The sequence below is a fragment of the Bradyrhizobium rifense genome, assembly GCF_008123425.1.
In the GTDB taxonomy this organism is placed as follows: Bacteria; Pseudomonadota; Alphaproteobacteria; order Rhizobiales; family Xanthobacteraceae; genus Bradyrhizobium; species Bradyrhizobium rifense.
This window is the reverse complement of record NZ_VSSS01000076.1, coordinates 40541-57952: the sequence shown is the minus strand read 5'-3', so window position 1 is coordinate 57952 and position 17412 is coordinate 40541. Positions and strand designations below refer to the sequence as shown.

18 protein-coding genes and 1 pseudogene are annotated in these 17412 nt (G+C 62.9%); 7 read left to right on the top strand and 12 right to left on the bottom strand.

Going from position 1 to position 17412, the window contains the following annotated elements:
• Positions 1-25 precede the first annotated feature (25 nt).
• From FXB40_RS40870 to FXB40_RS40860, 3 genes are all read right to left on the bottom strand, one after another.
• Positions 26-1120 carry an AMP-binding enzyme gene (locus FXB40_RS40870; protein ID WP_187437487.1) on the bottom strand — a complete coding sequence of 365 codons (1095 nt, stop codon included), beginning with the start codon at positions 1118-1120 and terminating at the stop codon, positions 26-28.
• 7 nt (positions 1121-1127) lie between these two features.
• Positions 1128-2555 (bottom strand): methylenetetrahydrofolate--tRNA-(uracil(54)-C(5))-methyltransferase (FADH(2)-oxidizing) TrmFO, encoded by a 1428-nt coding sequence (gene trmFO / locus FXB40_RS40865; RefSeq protein ID WP_148777931.1) that lies wholly within the window; start codon positions 2553-2555, stop codon positions 1128-1130.
• 126 nt (positions 2556-2681) lie between these two features.
• Entirely contained in the window at positions 2682-2834 is a 153-nt protein-coding gene (locus FXB40_RS40860) for a DUF1127 domain-containing protein (protein WP_007590701.1), read from the bottom strand.
• Between the two features lie 632 nt (positions 2835-3466).
• Here FXB40_RS40860 and FXB40_RS40855 point away from each other — a divergent pair.
• Entirely contained in the window at positions 3467-3793 is a 327-nt protein-coding gene (locus FXB40_RS40855; RefSeq protein ID WP_187437486.1) for a hypothetical protein, read from the top strand.
• A gap of 80 nt (positions 3794-3873) precedes the next feature.
• Here FXB40_RS40855 and FXB40_RS40850 read toward each other — a convergent pair whose 3' ends face one another.
• Both FXB40_RS40850 and FXB40_RS40845 read right to left on the bottom strand, forming a co-directional pair.
• Positions 3874-4698 (bottom strand): lytic murein transglycosylase, encoded by an 825-nt coding sequence (locus FXB40_RS40850; protein WP_148777929.1) that lies wholly within the window; start codon positions 4696-4698, stop codon positions 3874-3876.
• Between the two features lie 177 nt (positions 4699-4875).
• Entirely contained in the window at positions 4876-5778 is a 903-nt protein-coding gene (locus tag FXB40_RS40845; protein WP_187437489.1) for a DUF2189 domain-containing protein, read from the bottom strand.
• A 337-nt stretch (positions 5779-6115) separates the two neighbouring features.
• Between FXB40_RS40845 and FXB40_RS40840 the strand changes: the two genes are divergently transcribed.
• Complete coding sequence (locus tag FXB40_RS40840) at positions 6116-6538, top strand: DUF3597 domain-containing protein (RefSeq protein WP_148777927.1); 423 nt, start codon at positions 6116-6118, stop codon at positions 6536-6538.
• A 66-nt stretch (positions 6539-6604) separates the two neighbouring features.
• On the opposite strand, the gene FXB40_RS40835 is transcribed toward FXB40_RS40840, so the two are convergent.
• The gene (locus tag FXB40_RS40835) at positions 6605-6880 is read right to left on the bottom strand and encodes a GNAT family N-acetyltransferase (protein WP_148777926.1); all 276 of its coding nucleotides are present in this window, start codon (positions 6878-6880) and stop codon (positions 6605-6607) included.
• Positions 6881-7130: 250 nt separating this feature from the next.
• On the opposite strand from FXB40_RS40835, the gene FXB40_RS40830 reads away from it, so the two are divergent.
• The gene (locus tag FXB40_RS40830; RefSeq protein WP_148777925.1) at positions 7131-7529 is read left to right on the top strand and encodes an SPW repeat protein; all 399 of its coding nucleotides are present in this window, start codon (positions 7131-7133) and stop codon (positions 7527-7529) included.
• 49 nt (positions 7530-7578) lie between these two features.
• Here the strand turns inward: FXB40_RS40830 and FXB40_RS40825 are convergent, their stop codons facing one another.
• The 3 genes from FXB40_RS40825 to FXB40_RS40815 form a co-directional block, all read right to left on the bottom strand.
• Positions 7579-7854: a GNAT family N-acetyltransferase gene (locus FXB40_RS40825; protein WP_148777924.1), complete on the bottom strand. Its 276-nt coding sequence runs from the start codon at positions 7852-7854 to the stop codon at positions 7579-7581.
• 11 nt (positions 7855-7865) lie between these two features.
• Complete coding sequence (locus FXB40_RS40820) at positions 7866-8381, bottom strand: DUF3828 domain-containing protein (protein WP_148777923.1); 516 nt, start codon at positions 8379-8381, stop codon at positions 7866-7868.
• Between the two features lie 91 nt (positions 8382-8472).
• Positions 8473-8787 (bottom strand): hypothetical protein, encoded by a 315-nt coding sequence (locus tag FXB40_RS40815; RefSeq protein WP_148777922.1) that lies wholly within the window; start codon positions 8785-8787, stop codon positions 8473-8475.
• Positions 8788-8965: 178 nt separating this feature from the next.
• Between FXB40_RS40815 and FXB40_RS40810 the strand changes: the two genes are divergently transcribed.
• The 3 genes and pseudogenes from FXB40_RS40810 (at position 8966) to FXB40_RS40800 (ending at position 12302) form a co-directional block, all read left to right on the top strand.
• A complete protein-coding gene (locus FXB40_RS40810) occupies positions 8966-10573 on the top strand; it encodes an acyl-CoA synthetase (RefSeq protein ID WP_148777921.1) in 1608 nt (535 codons plus the stop codon).
• Positions 10574-10582: 9 nt separating this feature from the next.
• On the top strand, positions 10583-11443 hold the full coding sequence (locus FXB40_RS40805) for a PCC domain-containing protein (protein ID WP_148777920.1): 861 nt from the start codon (positions 10583-10585) through the stop codon (positions 11441-11443).
• A 90-nt stretch (positions 11444-11533) separates the two neighbouring features.
• Positions 11534-12302 (top strand): annotated as a pseudogene (locus tag FXB40_RS40800) (AAA family ATPase).
• Positions 12303-12423: 121 nt separating this feature from the next.
• Here the strand turns inward: FXB40_RS40800 and FXB40_RS40795 are convergent.
• The 3 genes from FXB40_RS40795 to FXB40_RS40775 form a co-directional block, all read right to left on the bottom strand.
• Positions 12424-14493 (bottom strand): DUF1217 domain-containing protein, encoded by a 2070-nt coding sequence (locus FXB40_RS40795; RefSeq protein ID WP_148777919.1) that lies wholly within the window; start codon positions 14491-14493, stop codon positions 12424-12426.
• Positions 14494-15420: 927 nt separating this feature from the next.
• Complete coding sequence (locus FXB40_RS40780) at positions 15421-16338, bottom strand: nucleoside hydrolase (protein WP_148777917.1); 918 nt, start codon at positions 16336-16338, stop codon at positions 15421-15423.
• Positions 16339-16439: 101 nt separating this feature from the next.
• The gene (locus FXB40_RS40775) at positions 16440-17090 is read right to left on the bottom strand and encodes an HAD-IA family hydrolase (RefSeq protein WP_148777916.1); all 651 of its coding nucleotides are present in this window, start codon (positions 17088-17090) and stop codon (positions 16440-16442) included.
• Positions 17091-17167: 77 nt separating this feature from the next.
• On the opposite strand from FXB40_RS40775, the gene FXB40_RS40770 reads away from it, so the two are divergent.
• The gene (locus FXB40_RS40770; protein ID WP_148777915.1) at positions 17168-17395 is read left to right on the top strand and encodes a DUF433 domain-containing protein; all 228 of its coding nucleotides are present in this window, start codon (positions 17168-17170) and stop codon (positions 17393-17395) included.
• Positions 17396-17412: the final 17 nt, after the last annotated feature.

Here is a 17412-nt window from a genome sequence, read left to right as displayed (position 1 = left end):
TTCAAGGCGCGGCGCCCCCCGTGATCTAACTGGTGGGCAGGTCCGCCTCGAAGTTGAAGCGATCGCGCAGGTTCTTGCGCTGCTCCAGGATGTCCTTGAGGAAGGCGCGGTCCTGGTCGTTCTTCATCATCGGCTCGATCAGGTCGAGCTGGTTCATCGCGACCAGTTGCAGGATTTCGGTGCGCGGCTTGCCGCTGCTGTCGCGCGGCAGCGCGTGCACGATCTGGATGTGTTCCGGCGGCTTCGGACCCTTGGCGGCAGTGAGCTCGTTGCGGAGCTGGCCTTCGAGCGCGGCCTGATCCGCTTCGACGAAGGCGTAGAGCCCAACGCCCGAGCGGCGGTCGGCAAAGGCGACGATGGCGGTGTCGCGCACCGCGGGGTTCTTGCGGATCAGCGCGGCCAAGACCGGCGCGTCGTTGACAAGACGGCGGCCACCGCCCTCGCGGTCGGTGAAGTTGAAGAGGCCTCGGGTGATCGTGCGGTAGACCTTCTTTCCGGTGGCAAGCCACAGGCTCGCGGCGAACGATTTCTTCGCGAGAATCTTTCGCTCGCGCGGCGTCAGCGCCTCGGGCGCGTAGGAGCGCTTGTGCTTGAGCAGATGCCGGAGGTCTTCATAGGCGAGGACGCGATAGAGCCGGCCCCGGCGGTTGAAGCAGGCCGCGAGCTGGAAGTCCGTCACATAGGCGCGCCCATCGCGGCCGACCAGCCAGTTCTGTTCCTTGGCGAGATCGTTGTGGCAGATGCCGGCGCGGCGCAGCCGTCGCAGCGCCGCCTTGGCCGAACGGAAATAGGCGAGATCGCCATGGGGTTTTGCCAGATGCAGCGCGACGCCGTCGACGAAGCCGCGCGCAAGCGCGCGGCGGCCGGCCCAGAGCAATTCAGGGCCGACATTGAGGCCTTTGGCGAGCGCCAGCGCGTGCTTCTCGCGCGCGAACAGATGACGGGCCAGCAGGAACGACCACCACGGCACTTCATCGAGCCGTCGCAGCACCGCGTCGACCTCGCCACTGTCAGCGCGGAAGCGGCCGCGCTCGACGGTCGAGAACACGTCGCGCTTGAGCAGCACGCCCTCGGTCCAGCGCGCCGAGAGCACCGCGGCGTCGTCTTTCGGGAGATTCATCGAAAACTCACGCGGCTGCGGCAATGCGCAAATGATCGGCGATCCAGCGATCGAGATCGGCGAGCGCCAATGCGCTCATCGCCTGCTTCTTGGCCACCGTCTTCTCGTTGCCGCGCAGCCGCGTGCCATCGGGCTTCTTCGTCGGCGCGGTGGCGAGCGGCGGGAACAGGCCGAAATTGATGTTCATCGGCTGGAACGATCGCGTGCCCGGCTCGATTGTCTCGATATGGCCGCCGGTGATATGGCCGAGCAGGGACCCGAGCGCCGTCGTGCCTGGCGGGCTCGCAAGCGTCTCGCCGCGGGCATCAGCTGCCGCGTAGAGACCGGCGATCAGGCCGACGCTTGCGGACTCGACGTAGCCCTCGCAGCCCGTCATCTGGCCTGCAAAACGCAGTCGCGGCTGCGCGCGCAGGCGCAACTGGCCATCAAGCAGCTTCGGCGAGTTGAGAAAGGTGTTGCGATGCAGGCCACCGAGGCGGGCGAACTCGGCCTTCTCCAGCCCGGGAATGGTGCGGAAGATGCGCTGCTGCTCGCCGTATTTGAGCTTCGTTTGGAAGCCGACGATGTTGTAGAGCGTGCCCAGCTTGTTGTCCTGGCGCAGCTGCACGATCGCGTACGCCTTCGTCGTGGGATCATGCGGATTGGTGAGACCGACCGGCTTCATCGGGCCGTGGCGCAAGGTCTCGGGGCCACGCTCCGCCATCACTTCGATCGGCAGGCAACCGTCGAAGTAGGGCGTGTTGGTCTCCCATTCCTTGAACTCGGTCTTCTCGCCGGCGATCAGCGCGGCGACGAAGCCGTCATACTGCTCCTTCGTCATCGGGCAGTTGATGTAGTCGGCGCCGGTACCGCCGGGACCGACCTTGTCATAGCGCGACTGGAACCAGGCCACCGACATGTCGATGGATTCGCGATGCACGATCGGCGCGATCGCATCGAAGAAGGCGAGCGCGTTCTCGTCGGTCAGCTCGCGGATGGCATCCGCTAGCGGCGCGGAGGTGAGGGGGCCGGTCGCGACGATGACGTTGCTCCACTCGGCCGGCGGCAGGCCTTTGACCTCGCTGCGGGCGATCTCGATCAGGGGATGGTCGTTCAGCGCCTTGGTGACGGCGGCCGAGAAGCCGTCGCGGTCGACCGCAAGCGCGCCGCCGGCGGGGACCTGGTTGGCATCGGCTGCGCGCATGATTAGCGAGCCGAGCCGTCGCATCTCGGCGTGCAGCAGGCCGACGGCGTTGTTGGCGGCGTCATCCGAGCGGAATGAATTGGAGCAGACGAGTTCGGCGAGCCCGTCGGTGCGGTGCGCCTCGGTCATGCGGTCCGGCCGCATCTCGTGCAGCACCACGGGCACGCCTGATTTTGCCACCTGCCAGGCGGCTTCGGAACCGGCAAGGCCAGCGCCGATGACGTGCACAATATTGGATAGGGGTCCTGTCATGGGGCGGACAGGTAGCGCTTTTCGGCGTCCAGTGGAATCGCAGAGATCGAGTTTTCTGCCGCTGAAAACGACAGCGCCCGCACGAGGCGGGCGTTATCGGTCCGTCCGGTAAAGGGCTGAACGATATCAGCCCTGATACTGACCGGCGGCAACGCGCGGGATGTCCGAGCGATCGAGGCCGATGTCAGCCAGTTCGCGATCGCTGAGCTGGGACAGCTCGGCAACGTTGCGCTGATAGTCCCGGAAAGCCTGGATCATGCGGATGAGCGAGAGCAGCATTGGTAGTCTCCTGTAGTTCGATTCAGCCCTTGCCCGGGCGTCATCGTTGAAATGAATATAGGTGAGAGTGGTGCAGTGCGAAAGTTCCGATGTTGCGATGCAGCTAAGCGAAGAACGCATGGCATCGGTAAGAGACGATTAACCTGTCGGCACTCCCGCCCAACTGCTAGGCGGAAATCCTCGCATGGTGCAATAAACGTCCGTGAAATCACGGGTTTGTAGCAAATCCTGCGGTTCCGATGCTGATGGAAATAAGTTGCGTTTCCGTGACCCGCAAGGCGATATGCCAGCTTGTAGGCCCAAGTCTCGCATGCGCGAATCGCATGAACGGCGATTCAAAGAAATGAATATTTATTCAAAGTATCGTTGAGAGACCTGTCGATCCGATGCGAGGGCGCCGCGACGATTCTCTGGTCCTCGGCGGGACGGGAATCTGCGTGACGCGTCTCGCCGATCGGCTGAGGCTATCCGCCCCCCTCGTTGATGCAGTGCACACACGCTGTGCGTGCGGTCCGGATTACAAAGTTGTAATGAAAATCAGAAATTTCGCATGCGGCTCTGCGCAGCGCGCAACATCACGCAATTCTCGCGGGGAATTTATTGCGGCAAGTTGCCGCGTCAGCAGCAAAGTCATGTTGCAGATTCCGGCAATGTCGCTGGGTCTGTCCCAAGAACAAGAGAAGGAAAGTAACATCATGACGAAGTTACTCGGGGTTATTGCAATTGCCGCCGTCGCATTCGCCGTCGCGCCGGCCCAGGCCGCCAAGCACAGCATGGGCGGCTGCAGCGGGGCCAATCTGGAAAAGACGGAGACCGCGATCGAGGCCATGCCCGACGGCGACGGCAAGTTCGTTGCAGAGAAGGAGATCACGGCTGCGCAGGACGCGCTGCTCAATGGCAAAATGGGTGTGTGCGGCGCGCACCTGAACAAGGCGATGCAAGCCACCATGGGCAAGTAAACGGGTAGGTAAACGCAAACCCAAGAGAGGGCCGGTCGCAAGGCGATCGGCCCTACGCGTTTTGTGTCTGGGCGTGTGCTTTAAGGGGCGTGGGCGAGCTGGGTGGCAAAATAGGCCACCGTCTTGGAATAGACCTCGCTCTTGTTCCATTGCTGGAGCACCGCGAAGTTCGGGCTGCCCGGCTGCCAATCCTTGCCCTTCTGCCAGCCATAGCCCGCTAGATAGTTCGCGGTGGAGGCCAGCACGTCGGGGGCGTTGTGCAAGAGGTCACGCTTGCCGTTGCCGTCGAAATCGACGGCGTATTTCATCCAGGATGATGGCATGAACTGGGTCTGGCCGAGCTCGCCGGCCCAGGCGCCCTTCATGTCGGCCGGCGCGAGATCGCCGCGCTGGACGATGCGTAGCGCGTCCAGCAATTCGCCGCGAAACTGCTCGGCGCGCCGGCAATCATAGGCCAGCGTCGCCAGCGAGCGGATCGTCGCGAACTTGCCGGTGTTGACGCCGAAATCGGTCTCGAGACCCCAGATCGCGACCAGCACCTCGCCGGGCACGCCGTAGGTCTGCTCGATGCGCGATAGCACCGAGCCGTATTGCTTCATCATGTTGGAGCCGCGCGTCATCCGCGGCGGCACCATGCGACCGGAAAACTCTTCGAAGGTCTGGGTGAAGACCTTTTGCGATTTGTCACGGTTCAGCACGCTTTGGTCCAGCGTAACGCCGGCAAGCCCGGCGGCGATCGCCTGTTGCGAAATGCCCTTGGCCGCGGCCTCGGTTTTGAAGTCGGTGAGCCAGGCGTCGAAATTGCCTGAACCGCAGGCGACCGCGGCCAGAGTAGGCTCGGCGGACACGATTGACGCTGAAAGGGCGAGGGCTGCGAGAGCGAGACGAGAAATCGTCAGGGTCATTCGAGTAAATTGATTCCGTGAAGTGGCATGACCGGCGGCGGCAATCTCGGTTGTAACCGCGGCCAAAGCAAGGCGTATGACAGTAACCGATCCCGCCCGGGGCCTCCGGGGCGGGATCGGTTGTCACAAGACCGTCAGGCGCAAGATCGTTAGGCGCAAGATCGTCAGGCGTCGGTCCTATTCCCGATTCCGCCACGGGAAGAGATTGGCGGGGAAATCGGCTGCCGGCTTGCGCGGACGCTGCGGCGGAGGCGGCACCGGCCGGGCACCGGGTTCGGAGACGATGACCTTGCGGTAGAGATGCCAGGTGGCGTGGCCGAGCAGGGGGATGACGACGGCGAGCCCGAGGAACGCGGGGACCGTTCCGAGCGCCAGCAGCACTGCCACGATCAGGCCCCAGGCCGCCATCGGCACCGGGTTTTTGGCGACGACGCGCAGCGAGGTGACCATCGCGTCCAGAGCCCCGGCATGGCGGTCGAGCATCAACGGAAATGAGACGGCGCTGATGCAGAGCGCGGCGAGCGCAAACAGGAAGCCCGTGCCGCAGCCGATCACGATCAACCACCAGCCCTGCGATGTCGTCAGCACGCGCGTCACGAAATCCGAGATTCCAGTGACGCCTTCATAGCCGAATGCCGCCACATAGATTGCCTGTGCGGTCGCGACCCATGTTACGAACAGCGCGAGCAACAGCGTGCCGAGGCCGAGCATGGCGCCGAAGGAGGGCGACCGCAGCACCTCCAAGGCATCCCAGGCGCTGGCCTCTTCATAGCGCTCGCGACGGCTCGAGAGCTCATAGAGGCCGAGTGCCGCGAACGGGCCGATCAGGGCGAAGCCCGCGGCCAGCGGAAATAGCAGCGGTATCACTGAATAGCCCATTGCGACGCGCGCGATCACCAGGCCGAGCACCGGATAGATCACGCAGAGGATGATGGCGTGGCTCGGAACCGCCTTGAAATCTTCCCAGCCGCGCTTGAGCGCGTCGTGCAGGTCGGACAGTTGGATGGTTCGGATCACCGGTCCAGCCGCATCTGCGGGCTGGGCCACCGTGGGGACATTGCCCTGGTAGAGTGTGGCCATGGTCGTCGCTTGCTCCCTTGCCATGCAGCCGAATCCGGCGCCGGCAAACGGCGCGAGCGGCCGCTTTTTCTGAGTTTCGCGATTCCAACCAGACGCGAATTCCGGATGGCATCGCGAACTGAACCAAAAGCGTACGCCTCTTTCCGAGTCCTGTCCCTCACGCTTGGGTGAGATTCGATGCCGCAGTGCAACCTCGATGATGTCATTCGGTCGTCATTTCGCCGCAGATAAGCTCATGCTGTTTGTGGTTCGCGGAACTTCGCGGGCGCAACGACGTAACTTCGTCTATAAGTGCCCACTCAGGGCCTTCCAACGGGATCCTTTTCGGGGAGCAGACATGAGCATTTTCGGGAAAATCATGGGCGCAATTTTCGGCAGCCATCCGGCTTCCGCTGCGCCCGCCGGCGGCGCACCCGCGGGCAGCGCGCCGGCAGGCGCCGCGCCGAGCGCGTCAGCGCCATCGTCCGCGCCGGGTGCGGCACCGTCTGCCGCACCTGCGCAGACCGTGGACGTCGCGGCCATCGTCGACAAGCTGGTGGCTGCCCAGAAGGAGAAGCTGGAATGGCGCACCTCGATCGTCGATCTCATGAAGGCGCTCGACATCGATTCCAGTCTGGCCGCGCGCAAGGATCTCGCCAAGGAGCTCGGCTACACCGGCGACACGAACGACTCCGCCAGCATGAACGTCTGGCTGCACAAGCAGGTGATGTCCAAGCTCGCCGCCAATGGCGGCAAGCTGCCGCCGGAAATCAAGCACTGACCGACGCGCATCGGTCGACGCCAAGCAACTAAAAGAGGGCCCGCGATCTCGTGGGCCCTTTTGCGTTCAGGCGACGAGATCCGCATCCTCAGGGTGCCTGTCGAGATAATCGACGACGAAACCGCAGCCCGCGATCACCTTCCTGCCGTCGCGGCGGATCAGGTCGAGCGCGCCCTTGATCAGCTCGGAGGCAATGCCGCGACCCCGCAGCGCACGCGGCGTCTCGGTGTGGGTGATGATGACAGCCGACGGCGTCAGCCGGTAATTGGCGAAGGCGATTTCGCTTTCGACACCGAGCTCGAAGCGGCTCCTGTCCTTGTTGTCGCGTACCGGTGCCGCCATGCCTGATCCTTCCGAAGCGATGCTTATTCCCTGATCTAGGCGCCTGAACCCTGCCTTGCCAAGACGCGACCAAGGGAGGTTGCCGCAGGGGAGGTATCTGCAAAAATGTTGATCCGCCTTGCAATCTTGCACCGGTTCCCCACGTCTTGTTGCAGGACATACGCCCGAATGCGGCCGGCAGGATTGCTAGACATTCGGAGTGTCATGATCGCCAGCCGCCGACGTGTGCCTCTTTTTGTAGGAGGGTACTATGTCGGACTTTGGTTTCTTGAATACTCATCGAACATGGGAAGACTGGTGTGGGATGCTGCTCGGCGCGCTGATTGTCGCGTCGCCGTGGTTTCCCATCCAGGATCGCTCGGGCATCGTTGGACACGAGATGATGGTCGTGAACACGGTCGCGATCGGCCTCGTCATATTTGGCCTCAGCCAGCTCGAATATGTCGCCTTGCAGCGCTGGCAAGAGGTGGCGACGATCCTGGTTGGGCTGTGGCTCATCGTCTCGCCCTTGGTGCTCGGCTATTCCGGTGAAGGTTTTCTCCGAATCTACCATACGAGTCTCGGCGCGGTGGCGGTGATCCTCGGCGTGCTCCAGCTGTGGCAGGACTGGGATCTGAGTGACCAGGATATGCTGAAGCATGGGCAATAGGCCCTGGATTTCGGCAGGCCCGCCGCGCGATCGGCGGGCCTGAGCTCGCTCATCTCTTCACCAGATCCGCATACTCCGGATGCTTCTCGATCCACGCCTTCACGAACGGGCATTCCGGGATCAGCTTCAGGCCGGCCGCGCGGACCTGATCGAGCGCGCCTTGTACCAGCCTTGAGCCGACACCCTTGCCGCCGAGCTCTTTCGGCACGTCGGTATGCACGAAGGTGATGACATTGCCGTCGAGCTTGTAATGCTCGGTCGCGAGGTGGTCCTCCACCTCGAGCTCGTAGCGGTTGTGGGCCTTGTTGTTGATGACGTCGCTCATAATGTCTCCGGTCAGCTCTTCAGCGAATCCGTCAGCATCTTGCGGATCGACCAGGCCTCGCCGTCGGATGAACCCTTGATGTCGTCGATCTTCCAGCTGTTGGCCTCGCGCACGAAGTCGTAACGCATGATCTGGTCGGCGGGTTTGCGGTCGTTGCGGTGGCCGGTGATGGCTACCGCGAGCGTCGCCTTGTCGGCCTCCGTCTTCTCCGCGTCAACCTTGAACGACTTCACGTCGGGTTCCTGCGAATTGGTGACGGGATCGAAATCGATCGGCCCGACATCTCCCTTCGGCGTATGCGCATCGGCCTTGGCCCACAGTGCAACCAGAGTCTTGGAGAGATATTTTGCTTTCGCGGCCTTATTCTCGGTGACGAAGGCGGCGCCGCCATCGCCCTTGCCCTTGGCCGCGCGGGCGTAGATCGCGGTCAGGATGGCTGCGGGATCGTTGGGGGCAGGCGCCTGAGCGAAGGCGGGTGTGGTGGCGGCGAAGAGAGAGGCGGCAATGAGGCTGCGGCGGGTGAGCATGGATCGTCCCTGAGATGATGGCGCGTGACGATAGGCCGACATGGCCATATCAGCGCGGTATCTCAGTAGACCGAAGTACGCGTGGTTCGGTTCAATCGGACGCCTTGGCGAGGCGCGAATCTTCCGGCTGAGGTTTTGTGGGGAGGCAGCCCTGGCAGATGACGAGCGAACGATTGACCTTGGCGTCCTGCTCGGCCTCGATGCCGTCGCTATCGAGCCGGGCAGCAGTGCGCGTTGCGCGTGAGGGCTCGGGAGTGGCACGCGGTTGATTGGGGTCCTGGCCCGCGCCATCCCAGGCATAGCGCGCGGGTTTGAAGGCAGGATCCGAGGCCAAGTGCGCTTGCGGAGCGACAGCACAGCCGGCAAGTGCCAACGTGAGCAGGAGAACGACGGGCGCTTTGACCATGATGCAGCACTCTGTACGCAGATACTGAGCGAGGTTGCCCCCATCATGTTTAAAATTCCTTGAACGGGCGCATGGATGCCGCCCGGTTGGCGGCCTTGCGAGGCCACCGCCGATGGCGATAAATGGGCTCCAATAAGCGGGCGGCTTGCGTGCCGTCTGCCGTCGAAGAGGAAGCCCGATGCAGCCGCTCCGCATGTCCCGCCGCGTCATGAATCTCGCTTACATGCTGACCCAGAATGCGCGGCGGCATGGATCGCGTCCCGGATTCGTCTGGGGTGGCAAATCCTGGACCTGGCGCGAGATCGACGCGCAGGTTTCCGCACTGGCCGCGGCGCTCGCTGCGCGCGGCATCGCCAAGGGCGACCGCATCCTGGTCCATTCCAAGAATGGCGACGAGATGTTTGTCTCGATGTTCGCGGCGTTCCGGCTCGGCGCGGTCTGGGTGCCCACCAATTTCCGCCTGATGCCGGATGAGGTGGCCTATCTTGCGCAGGCCTCCGGTGCGAAAGCGTTTTTGTGCCACGTCGATTTTCCCGAGCACGCCGCGGCCGTGAACGGCGGCGCGCTGGAATTCACCTGGAGCATCGACGGCAAGGCATCGTTCGGCGAGCGCTCGGTGGCCGACGCCATTGCTTCGCAGGCAGGCCAAGTGGTCGAGAACGTTGCCGTCGAGCACGACGATCCCTGCTGGTTCTTCTTCACCTCCGGCACCACGGGCCGCTCCAAGGCCGCGGTGCTGACCCATGGCCAGATGGGCTTTGTCGTCACCAACCATCTCGCCGATCTCACCCCCGGCGTCACGGAAGCCGATGCGTCGCTGGTGGTGGCGCCGCTGTCGCACGGCGCCGGCGTGCACCAGCTGGTGCAAACCGCGCGCGGCGTCTGCACCGTGCTGCTGTCGACCGAGAAGTTCGACATCGACGAGGCGTTCCGCCTGATCGCGACGCACCGGGTCGGCAATCTCTTCACGGTGCCGACGATCCTGAAGATGATGGTCGAGCACCCCGCCGCCGACAAATACGATCATTCCTCGCTGCGCCACGTCATCTACGCCGGCGCGCCGATGTATCGTGAGGACCAGAAGGCTGCGCTGAAGAAGCTCGGCAAGGTCATCGTGCAATATTTTGGCCTCGGCGAGGTCACCGGGAACATCACTGTGCTGCCGGCGGCGCTGCACGATCCCGAAGACGGACCGCATGCAAAGATCGGCACCTGCGGTTTCGAGCGGACCGGCATGCAGGTCTCGATCCAGGACGACGAGGGGCGCGAGCTCAAGGCGAACCAGAGCGGCGAGATCTGCGTGATCGGGCCTGCGGTACTCGCGGGTTACTACGATAATCCTGAAGCCAATGCGAAGGCCTTCCGCAACGGCTGGTTTCGCACCGGCGATCTCGGCCACATGGACGAGGAGGGGTTCGTCTACATCACCGGCCGAGCCTCCGACATGTACATCTCCGGCGGCTCCAACATCTATCCGCGCGAGATCGAGGAGAAGATCTTGACGCATCCTTCGGTCGGCGAAGTCGCCGTGCTCGGCGTGCCCGATGCGACCTGGGGCGAGGTCGGCGTCGCCGTCTGCGTTGCGCGCGACGGCGAGAAGGCTGTGAGCGAAGCGGAGATGGCGGCGTTCCTGTTGCCGAAAGTGCCGCGCTACAAGATGCCGAAGCGGTTTTTCTTCTGGGAGGCGCTGCCGAAATCCGGCTATGGCAAGGTGCCGAAACGCATGGTGCGCGACGAGCTCGAGGCGCGCGGGCTGCTCGATCTCGACAAGACCAAGACGGGCTGAGCGCGGGGCATGCGGAGCATCAAGCAGCCGGGCGCGCCGGTCACTGAGCGCATCCAATGGGTAGAGGCGAGGGGGCGCGCCTTTTCGTTCACGCTTCCGGCCGGCCTGCCGCTGCTCGAGGCCGCGCACCGCGGCTTTGCCGCGGAAGGGTTTGCGGGTGGCGTGCTGAATTTCAGCCAGGGCGCGCTCGGGCCGTTCGGCTATGTGATGCCGGCGCTGTCGAAGACCGGCGAGAATGCGGCTTTCTACAGCGACACGTATCGGCCCACAGGCGTGACGCGCACCAGGCTCGGTAGCATGACGCTGGGATCGCGCGACGGTGCGCCGCTCTTTCACTGCCACGGGCTGTGGATTGAGGCGGATGGCAAGGCGAGCGGCGGCCACATGCTGCCGGATGAGACTGTTGTCGCTGAGCCGTTCGAGGTCCAGGCTTTCGGCGTCGATGGTGCGATGTTCACGGCGGAGCCAGACCCCGAGACCAATTTCAAGCTGTTCGGGCCGGTCGTCTCCGCGAGCACCGGTGCGCGTACGACCAGCCGCGCCTTCGCGCTGAGGCTGCGCCCCAATCAGGATTTTGCGGTCTGCCTCGAAGCCTTTTGCCGGGCACACGGCATTGCGCGTGCAAAAATCCACGGCGGCGTCGGCTCGACGATTGGTGCGCGCTTCACCCATGGCGGCGTGACCGAGCCGTTTGCCACGGAGCTGGCGATCACCGCCGGCACGATTGCGCCGGGCGGATCCGGCGCGCTCGAAGCCGCGCTCGACGTCGCCCTGATCGACTACACCGGCGGCATCGCCGAGGGCCGTCTGGCTCGCGGCGACAATCCCGTGCTGATGACCATGGAGCTGGTGCTGGAGGTCTTGGGCTAACCCCAGTGCCCCCGGGGCGGGGGCAACATACCGCTTTGCAATCTCCGTGTTCCTGATATGTTCCTTTCGGGCGAGGCGCGGAGGGCGGCAATGGCGTGGAAGGGCAATCGGACAATCAACCTTCCCGCGCCGTATCTGAAGCGGCTCTGGCTCGATCCGTCGCGAGTGAAGGATCGCGAGGCTTATCCGTTTTGCCTGCCCATCTTTCCGGATGATTTCGAACTCAACTTCGAGGCCCCCATCACGATCATCGTTGGCGAGAACGGCACCGGGAAGTCGACGATCCTGGAGGGCATCGCAGCGCTGGCCGGCTACGACGATGCCGGTGGAGGCAAGGGATACATGCCGGTCGATCACTCCGAGGCGCGCGAGAAGATGGGCGGCCAGCTCTCCAAGGCGCTGCGCGCAAGCTGGCTGCCGAAAATCACCAACGGCTGGTTCTTTCGCGCCGAGAGCTTTTTTCTCGGTCGCGCGATATCTGGACAAGGCCGCGCGGGATGCTGGTCAGGTCGGCCCCGATTTCCTGTCGCACTCCCACGGCGAGGGTTTCCTGCGCTTTTTCGAAGAACGCTGCCAGCGCCAGGGCATTTTTATCTTCGACGAGCCGGAATCTGCGCTGTCGCCGGCGCGTCAGATCGAGTTTTTGAAGCTGCTGCGACGCATGGAGGACTCTCGCATCTGCCAGGTCATCATGGCGACCCACGCGCCCCTGCTGATGGCCTATCCCAATGCGCAGCTGCTGCGGCTCGGCAAATACGGGCTCGAGCCGACAACGGTGGAGCAGACGGATCATTACCGGGTGATGCGGGAATTCTGCGACGACCCGCGCGGTTTCGTCGAGGCGACGTTGGCGGAATAGGCGAGGGACCTTAATCGACAACGGTCTCTCCGTCGTCATTGCGAGCGCAGCGAAGCAATCCAGAATCCTTCCGCGGAGACAGTCTGGATTGCTTCGCTGCGCTCGCAATGACAGCGACCGATCACCACGGGCTGGCGCGCATTTTCGCCATGGCCAAATACGTCGATTCACTGAAGCCTGATGTCCCCGAGCTCGATCCCTGAAAGAGGTCGAGCACGGGCGAGTAAGTCTGGCTGGCGTTCCTCGCGTCATACATGGCCGAGAAGCGGCTCAACAGCTTTGCCACTTTCGTGGGATCTCCGAGATCTTTGATATTGAGGTATTTCGCCACGATCTTGGCCTGCTGATCGATCTGCATCGAGGCCATCTGATCGGGCAAATCGAAGGTGGTTCGAAACACCTCCGAAAGAGCCTTGTCGGCGAGGATGTCGTAGGCGGACGTGATGTGTCCCGCCATGCGCTGGAAATACAGCGCCAGACGCACGCCGGGATTCGTATCGCCCTGCTGCTGTTCCAGGCTTTGCTCGAGAAAGTTCTTTTGCGTTGCCAGAAATTGATCGCGCTTTTGCGGGCCCACCGTCGGAAGACGCGCGACGTTGCCCTTGCTGTCAAAATTGAACGACGCCGCAATCTCGGCAAAGCGCGGGTCGCTCTCCGTGTTTGCGAAGCTCTTGGGATCATTCAGATCGGAGGCGAAGATCTTCTTGAGATAGGCGGTGGTCACTTTCGCAGGGTCCAGACCCTTGGCGACAAGAATGAAGTCGACCATCTTTTTGTTCGCAAGCAGGTCGGAGACGCTGTCGATGTGGCCGATCGACTGTTGATAGTCCGTCGCGTCTTTCTGGGCTTGAGCCTTGATTTTCGCCTGGTCTTGCGTGCTTGCAGATTTCAGTTTCGCAATGACGTAGTCCTTGGCGATATCGAGGATCTCGGCCGAATCCTGAGCCGCCAGGGGCGTCGTCAGATTGCCTTTGGCGTCAAAGTTGAACGCGCGCGCGAGCTTGACGTATCGATCGTCCTTGAGCGTGTAGACGTAGCTCTTGGGGTCGTTGAGGTCGCTTTCGAGAACAGCCTTCACGGTGGACTGTGAGACCTGTGTGGGATCGAGGCCGACGGCTGCCAGCGCGAAATTATACGCGCCTGGTGTGGACACGAGCGTCTGGAGTGAGTTCACATTGGGGATGAATTTTCTGAATTGTGCGATGACCAGAGCTTCCTGCAACGGGCTTGCCGCCGAATAGACCGCCGACTTGCTGTCGTCAAAGCTCTGGGTCGTGCTTGCGATGTTTGCAGCGGTCTGCGCAGGTGTACCCGCTGGAAGCGATCCGTCGGCGGAAAACTCGAACGCGCCGGCCAGATCCATGAAGTGGCCGGTCGTCGCGATGGCGTCGTTGGTGCTGGATATGCTGCTCACGGCTGTCTGCAGGCGATATTTTTCGACCAGTATCTGCACATTCAACTGATTGACGTCGGCACCGGGCTGCGACAGTTGCGTCGTGTAGTCGGCAATCTTCGAGCTGGCGTCGGTGGCATCCGATTTCGCCTGGGCCAGCTGGGCGTTCAGTCCATTGAGCTGAGACGAAAAGGTGACATTGACGTAGCTGTTCGGATCGGATGGATCGCTGGACAAGACCTGCTTGATGGTGTCGCGCGGCCACTTGCTTTGATCGATCCCGAATGCCGAAGCGACATAGTTGCGAAGACGGTCGTCATTGAGAAGCTGGTCGGCGCTGGTCACGCTGCCGATCGTGGCGTTGTAGTAAGTCGTGTCGGCGGCGACGGCATCGACGTTGCGCTTCATGGCTGCCGTGTACAGCCCGATGATGTCGTCGGTCTGGCTGTCCGATTGCGCGACCTTCGTCTCGCCGCCACCGAAGGAAAATGCCGCGGCAAAATCGCGGTAACGCTTGTCGATCAGCGTGTTGGCAAAGCTCTTGGGGTCTGAGAGATCGCTCTGCAGCACTTTCTTCATGAAAGCCTTGGCGTAGGCCATGTCCTCCAGGCCATAGGCTTTCGTGACGTAGTGATACAGACGATAGTCCTTCATCAGATCGTCGACGGAGTGCACCTTGCCGATGTTGGCTTTGTAATAGGCGGCGTCGCGCGATACGTCCGATTGCTGCGCCACCCGCGTCAGGGTCTGTGCGAGATTGCGCGTGACGTAGCTGAAGCCAAAATAGGTGGACACCATGGGGAATTCCTGACGGCTCGGCGGGTCCTGGACGTCCGTCAATCATTGCCGGGTCGCAAGGCAGGGGCTGGCCTCATGCCAGCAGACAGAAACATTGTTACAATTCATTGCTGCGATTCTGAACGACAACCTCAGGTACGATTTTGCGTCCAAGTGCCGCATTATATGGATCGTTCCGGCAAGCCTCCCGCAAGCAAGACGTGAGTAAGCTTCATCGTCCCATTGGCATCTGCGATCGCGGGCACGCTTTGACGTCCTCGCGGCACATCGTGCCCGAGCTTTGCGGCGGTTGCCGCCCTCGAAAGTGCCGAGGGCGCAGGGAAGGCCGGGTGCCGGCTGGCACCCGCGGTCCACTGTGCGATGGTTGCGCTACGAGAAGCTGCACAGCGGCATACAGGTGAAGCCAAACATCCGGCCTTCCCTGCGTAGTGGTTTGACGGCTTATGTCGCGCTCTCCCCGGGGAGCGATGCACTATTGCCCCCGTCGCCTCACGGATGGCTGATGCGGAGACCCGGTCGGGCCAAACGCATCACCGGAAGACTTGGCGCACAGACCCCGGGCGCCAGGACCACACGATTTCGCCGTACGCAGATCACACCGGTCGTGCGCGCGACGCTTTTGCTCACGGTTGCCCGCCCTGCAAAACCCTTCGCGCCGATGTGATCCACGTCCACCACGTCCCATCCCGCGTGTCGTGACGATCGCGATAGCGCCCCTCGGCCGGGTTGGGATGGCCGGAATATGATGCATTTCCGAATTCGCGTAAAGCGAATTGTTTTGCTTGGAGAGCATTGACCGTGATCTAGCGTGTTTTGCCTGTCGGGCAACGCAAGAGATTGTGGAGGGTGGTGGGCCGGACTAGCGTAGCGTGATCCATTGCCCTTCTCCCCGGGACAAATTGGCGGATTACCCTGCGTTGATCCGCCCTACGGTGCTTTCGACGCGGCGAAGTCCCGCAGCTTCATGAAAAAATCCTTCAGGATCGGATTGCGATCGACATAGGTCACGTAGCGGATCGGATGCCGCCTTCGGTCGACGCTCCAGGTCATCTGTTCGGTGAGAACGGGGGCGGGGATGATCACGCTAGGGGCCCACATGGGATTGAGGAGCCAGCCGACCGGCGCCATGTCCCAGATCTCCTTGGCCCAGCCCATATGGTCCGACGAATACTCCTTGAACCGCATCGCGAGGAACGCGCCGATGCTGCCATGCGGTTCGACGTAGCGCTCGATCTCCGGCACCGTCGCGTGCAGGCGCGAGGTGACGCCCCGGCAGGGCACGAGAACGAGCGGCACCCCGCTGTCGAGCAGCACCTGCGCGCCGCCGACGTCCTGCTTGAGGTTGAACTCGATGGTGTCAGGCCATTCCAGCGCATGGCCGCCGAGCCAGACCACCACGACCCGGTCGATGATGTCAGGGGCCCTGAGCAGCGCCGAGGCGACGTTGCTGATGGCGCCGATGGCGATGACGTAGAGCGGGTTGTCAGGCGAGCCCGCGCGCGCCCGGGCCACGAGGTCGTCCACCGCGGGGGCTGGCTGCGCCATCTTGGCCGAACCGACATAGTCGGTGACGCCGCGATGAACCAGGCCATCCGGCGCAACGTTCAGGCGCTCCAGCAGGCGCAGGATCTCCTGATAGCTCAGCTCCATGCCGTGGCCGGGACTGTCCGCACGCGCGTTGAAGAACGGTGCGGCATAGATCGCCTCGACATCAAAACGCTCCGGCGACAGCAGCATCTGCACCAGCGCGAACTGGTCGTCGATCTCGTTGTAGGTGTCGGTGTCGAGCACGACACGCAACCGGCCGGCCGGCCGGCGGGGTGAGGAGTTTGAGGCGGGCTGCATCCGTGAGTGTCATTCACCATCTCCTCGAACAATTCGTAGGGTGGGTTAGCCGTAAGGCGTAACCCACCGCTTCTGCCTCGGCGGATGCGAGCAGTGGTGGATTACGCTTCGCTAATCCACCCTACGTTTCCGCATAGAGTATCCGGAATGTCGCGCATATGTTCGAACATGCAATCCGGCGCAAGCGCCTGCAACGCGGCCGGCGCAGCATAGCCCCAGCTGACCGCGCCGCAGGCAATCCCCACCGCACGCGCCGCCTCGATGTCGCGGACCTCGTCGCCGATCGAAATGACCTCTGGCGGGGCGACGCCGGCGCGCCGGATCACGCGGCGGAATTTCGCGGGCTTGCCGAACACCGAAGCCGCGCAGTCGAAATGCGAGAAGAGTGATGCGACGTCGCCGAGCTTGGCCTTCGCATTGACCTCGCTGTCCGACGTCACCAGCGCGAGCTGCACGCCGCTCTCGGCCAGCGTTCGCAGCATCACCTCGGCCCCCGCAAACAGCGAAATCTCCGCCGCCGCTTCGCCCTTCAGCCGCCGCGCATGCCGCGCGATCGCCGGCAGCTTCCACACGGGCACCTCGAGCCGTGCGAGGATCTCGCGCGTCGACGCATGCCGCAGCTCCTCGACATCCTTATCCCTGACACGCCGAAATCCGAAGCGGTCGGCGACGTCGTTGATGGTGCGCAGGAACCAGGGGAAGCTGTCGACGAGCGTGCCGTCGAGGTCGAAGATGGCGAGGGAGTAGGGCATGACGGGGAGGGGGCACCGCGGGCGGCGCGCTGACAGATGCAGTTGGAGATGCTATATTGCATCGGAAGAGGTGGCAGATGTCGGAGCTACTGGCAAGGACTACGGTCGACCCGCAGCGTATGCATGGACGCCCGTGCATTCGCGATCTACGAATCACGGTCGCCGACGTCTTGGCGCTATTGTCCGCGGGGCAGTCGCGCGACAGCATCCTCGAAGATTACCCATACCTGGAAGAGGCCGACCTCGACGCGGCGCTCGCCTACGCCGCGCGCCAGGTTGATCACCCGATCATAGCGGCCAAGTAGCTTGCTCTACCTGATCG

Bases quoted from the DNA above. Each gene is read 5' to 3' on its own strand.
- FXB40_RS40870 (WP_187437487.1), bottom strand. From the start codon at position 1,120: ATGAATCTCCCGAAAGACGACGCCGCGGTGCTCTCGGCGCGCTGGACC.
- FXB40_RS40840 (WP_148777927.1), top strand. From the start codon at position 6,116: ATGAGCATTTTCGGGAAAATCATGGGCGCAATTTTCGGCAGCCATCCG.
- FXB40_RS40805 (WP_148777920.1), top strand. From the start codon at position 10,583: ATGCGGAGCATCAAGCAGCCGGGCGCGCCGGTCACTGAGCGCATCCAA.
- FXB40_RS40810 (WP_148777921.1), top strand. From the start codon at position 8,966: ATGCAGCCGCTCCGCATGTCCCGCCGCGTCATGAATCTCGCTTACATG.
- FXB40_RS40845 (WP_187437489.1), bottom strand. From the start codon at position 5,778: ATGGCCACACTCTACCAGGGCAATGTCCCCACGGTGGCCCAGCCCGCA.
- FXB40_RS40770 (WP_148777915.1), top strand. From the start codon at position 17,168: ATGTCGGAGCTACTGGCAAGGACTACGGTCGACCCGCAGCGTATGCAT.
- FXB40_RS40850 (WP_148777929.1), bottom strand. From the start codon at position 4,698: ATGACCCTGACGATTTCTCGTCTCGCTCTCGCAGCCCTCGCCCTTTCA.
- FXB40_RS40825 (WP_148777924.1), bottom strand. From the start codon at position 7,854: ATGAGCGACGTCATCAACAACAAGGCCCACAACCGCTACGAGCTCGAG.
- FXB40_RS40855 (WP_187437486.1), top strand. From the start codon at position 3,467: ATGTTGCAGATTCCGGCAATGTCGCTGGGTCTGTCCCAAGAACAAGAG.
- trmFO (WP_148777931.1), bottom strand. From the start codon at position 2,555: ATGACAGGACCCCTATCCAATATTGTGCACGTCATCGGCGCTGGCCTT.
- FXB40_RS40775 (WP_148777916.1), bottom strand. From the start codon at position 17,090: ATGCCCTACTCCCTCGCCATCTTCGACCTCGACGGCACGCTCGTCGAC.
- FXB40_RS40820 (WP_148777923.1), bottom strand. From the start codon at position 8,381: ATGCTCACCCGCCGCAGCCTCATTGCCGCCTCTCTCTTCGCCGCCACC.
- FXB40_RS40860 (WP_007590701.1), bottom strand. From the start codon at position 2,834: ATGCTGCTCTCGCTCATCCGCATGATCCAGGCTTTCCGGGACTATCAG.
- FXB40_RS40795 (WP_148777919.1), bottom strand. From the start codon at position 14,493: ATGGTGTCCACCTATTTTGGCTTCAGCTACGTCACGCGCAATCTCGCA.
- FXB40_RS40835 (WP_148777926.1), bottom strand. From the start codon at position 6,880: ATGGCGGCACCGGTACGCGACAACAAGGACAGGAGCCGCTTCGAGCTC.
- FXB40_RS40830 (WP_148777925.1), top strand. From the start codon at position 7,131: ATGTCGGACTTTGGTTTCTTGAATACTCATCGAACATGGGAAGACTGG.
- FXB40_RS40815 (WP_148777922.1), bottom strand. From the start codon at position 8,787: ATGGTCAAAGCGCCCGTCGTTCTCCTGCTCACGTTGGCACTTGCCGGC.
- FXB40_RS40780 (WP_148777917.1), bottom strand. From the start codon at position 16,338: ATGCAGCCCGCCTCAAACTCCTCACCCCGCCGGCCGGCCGGCCGGTTG.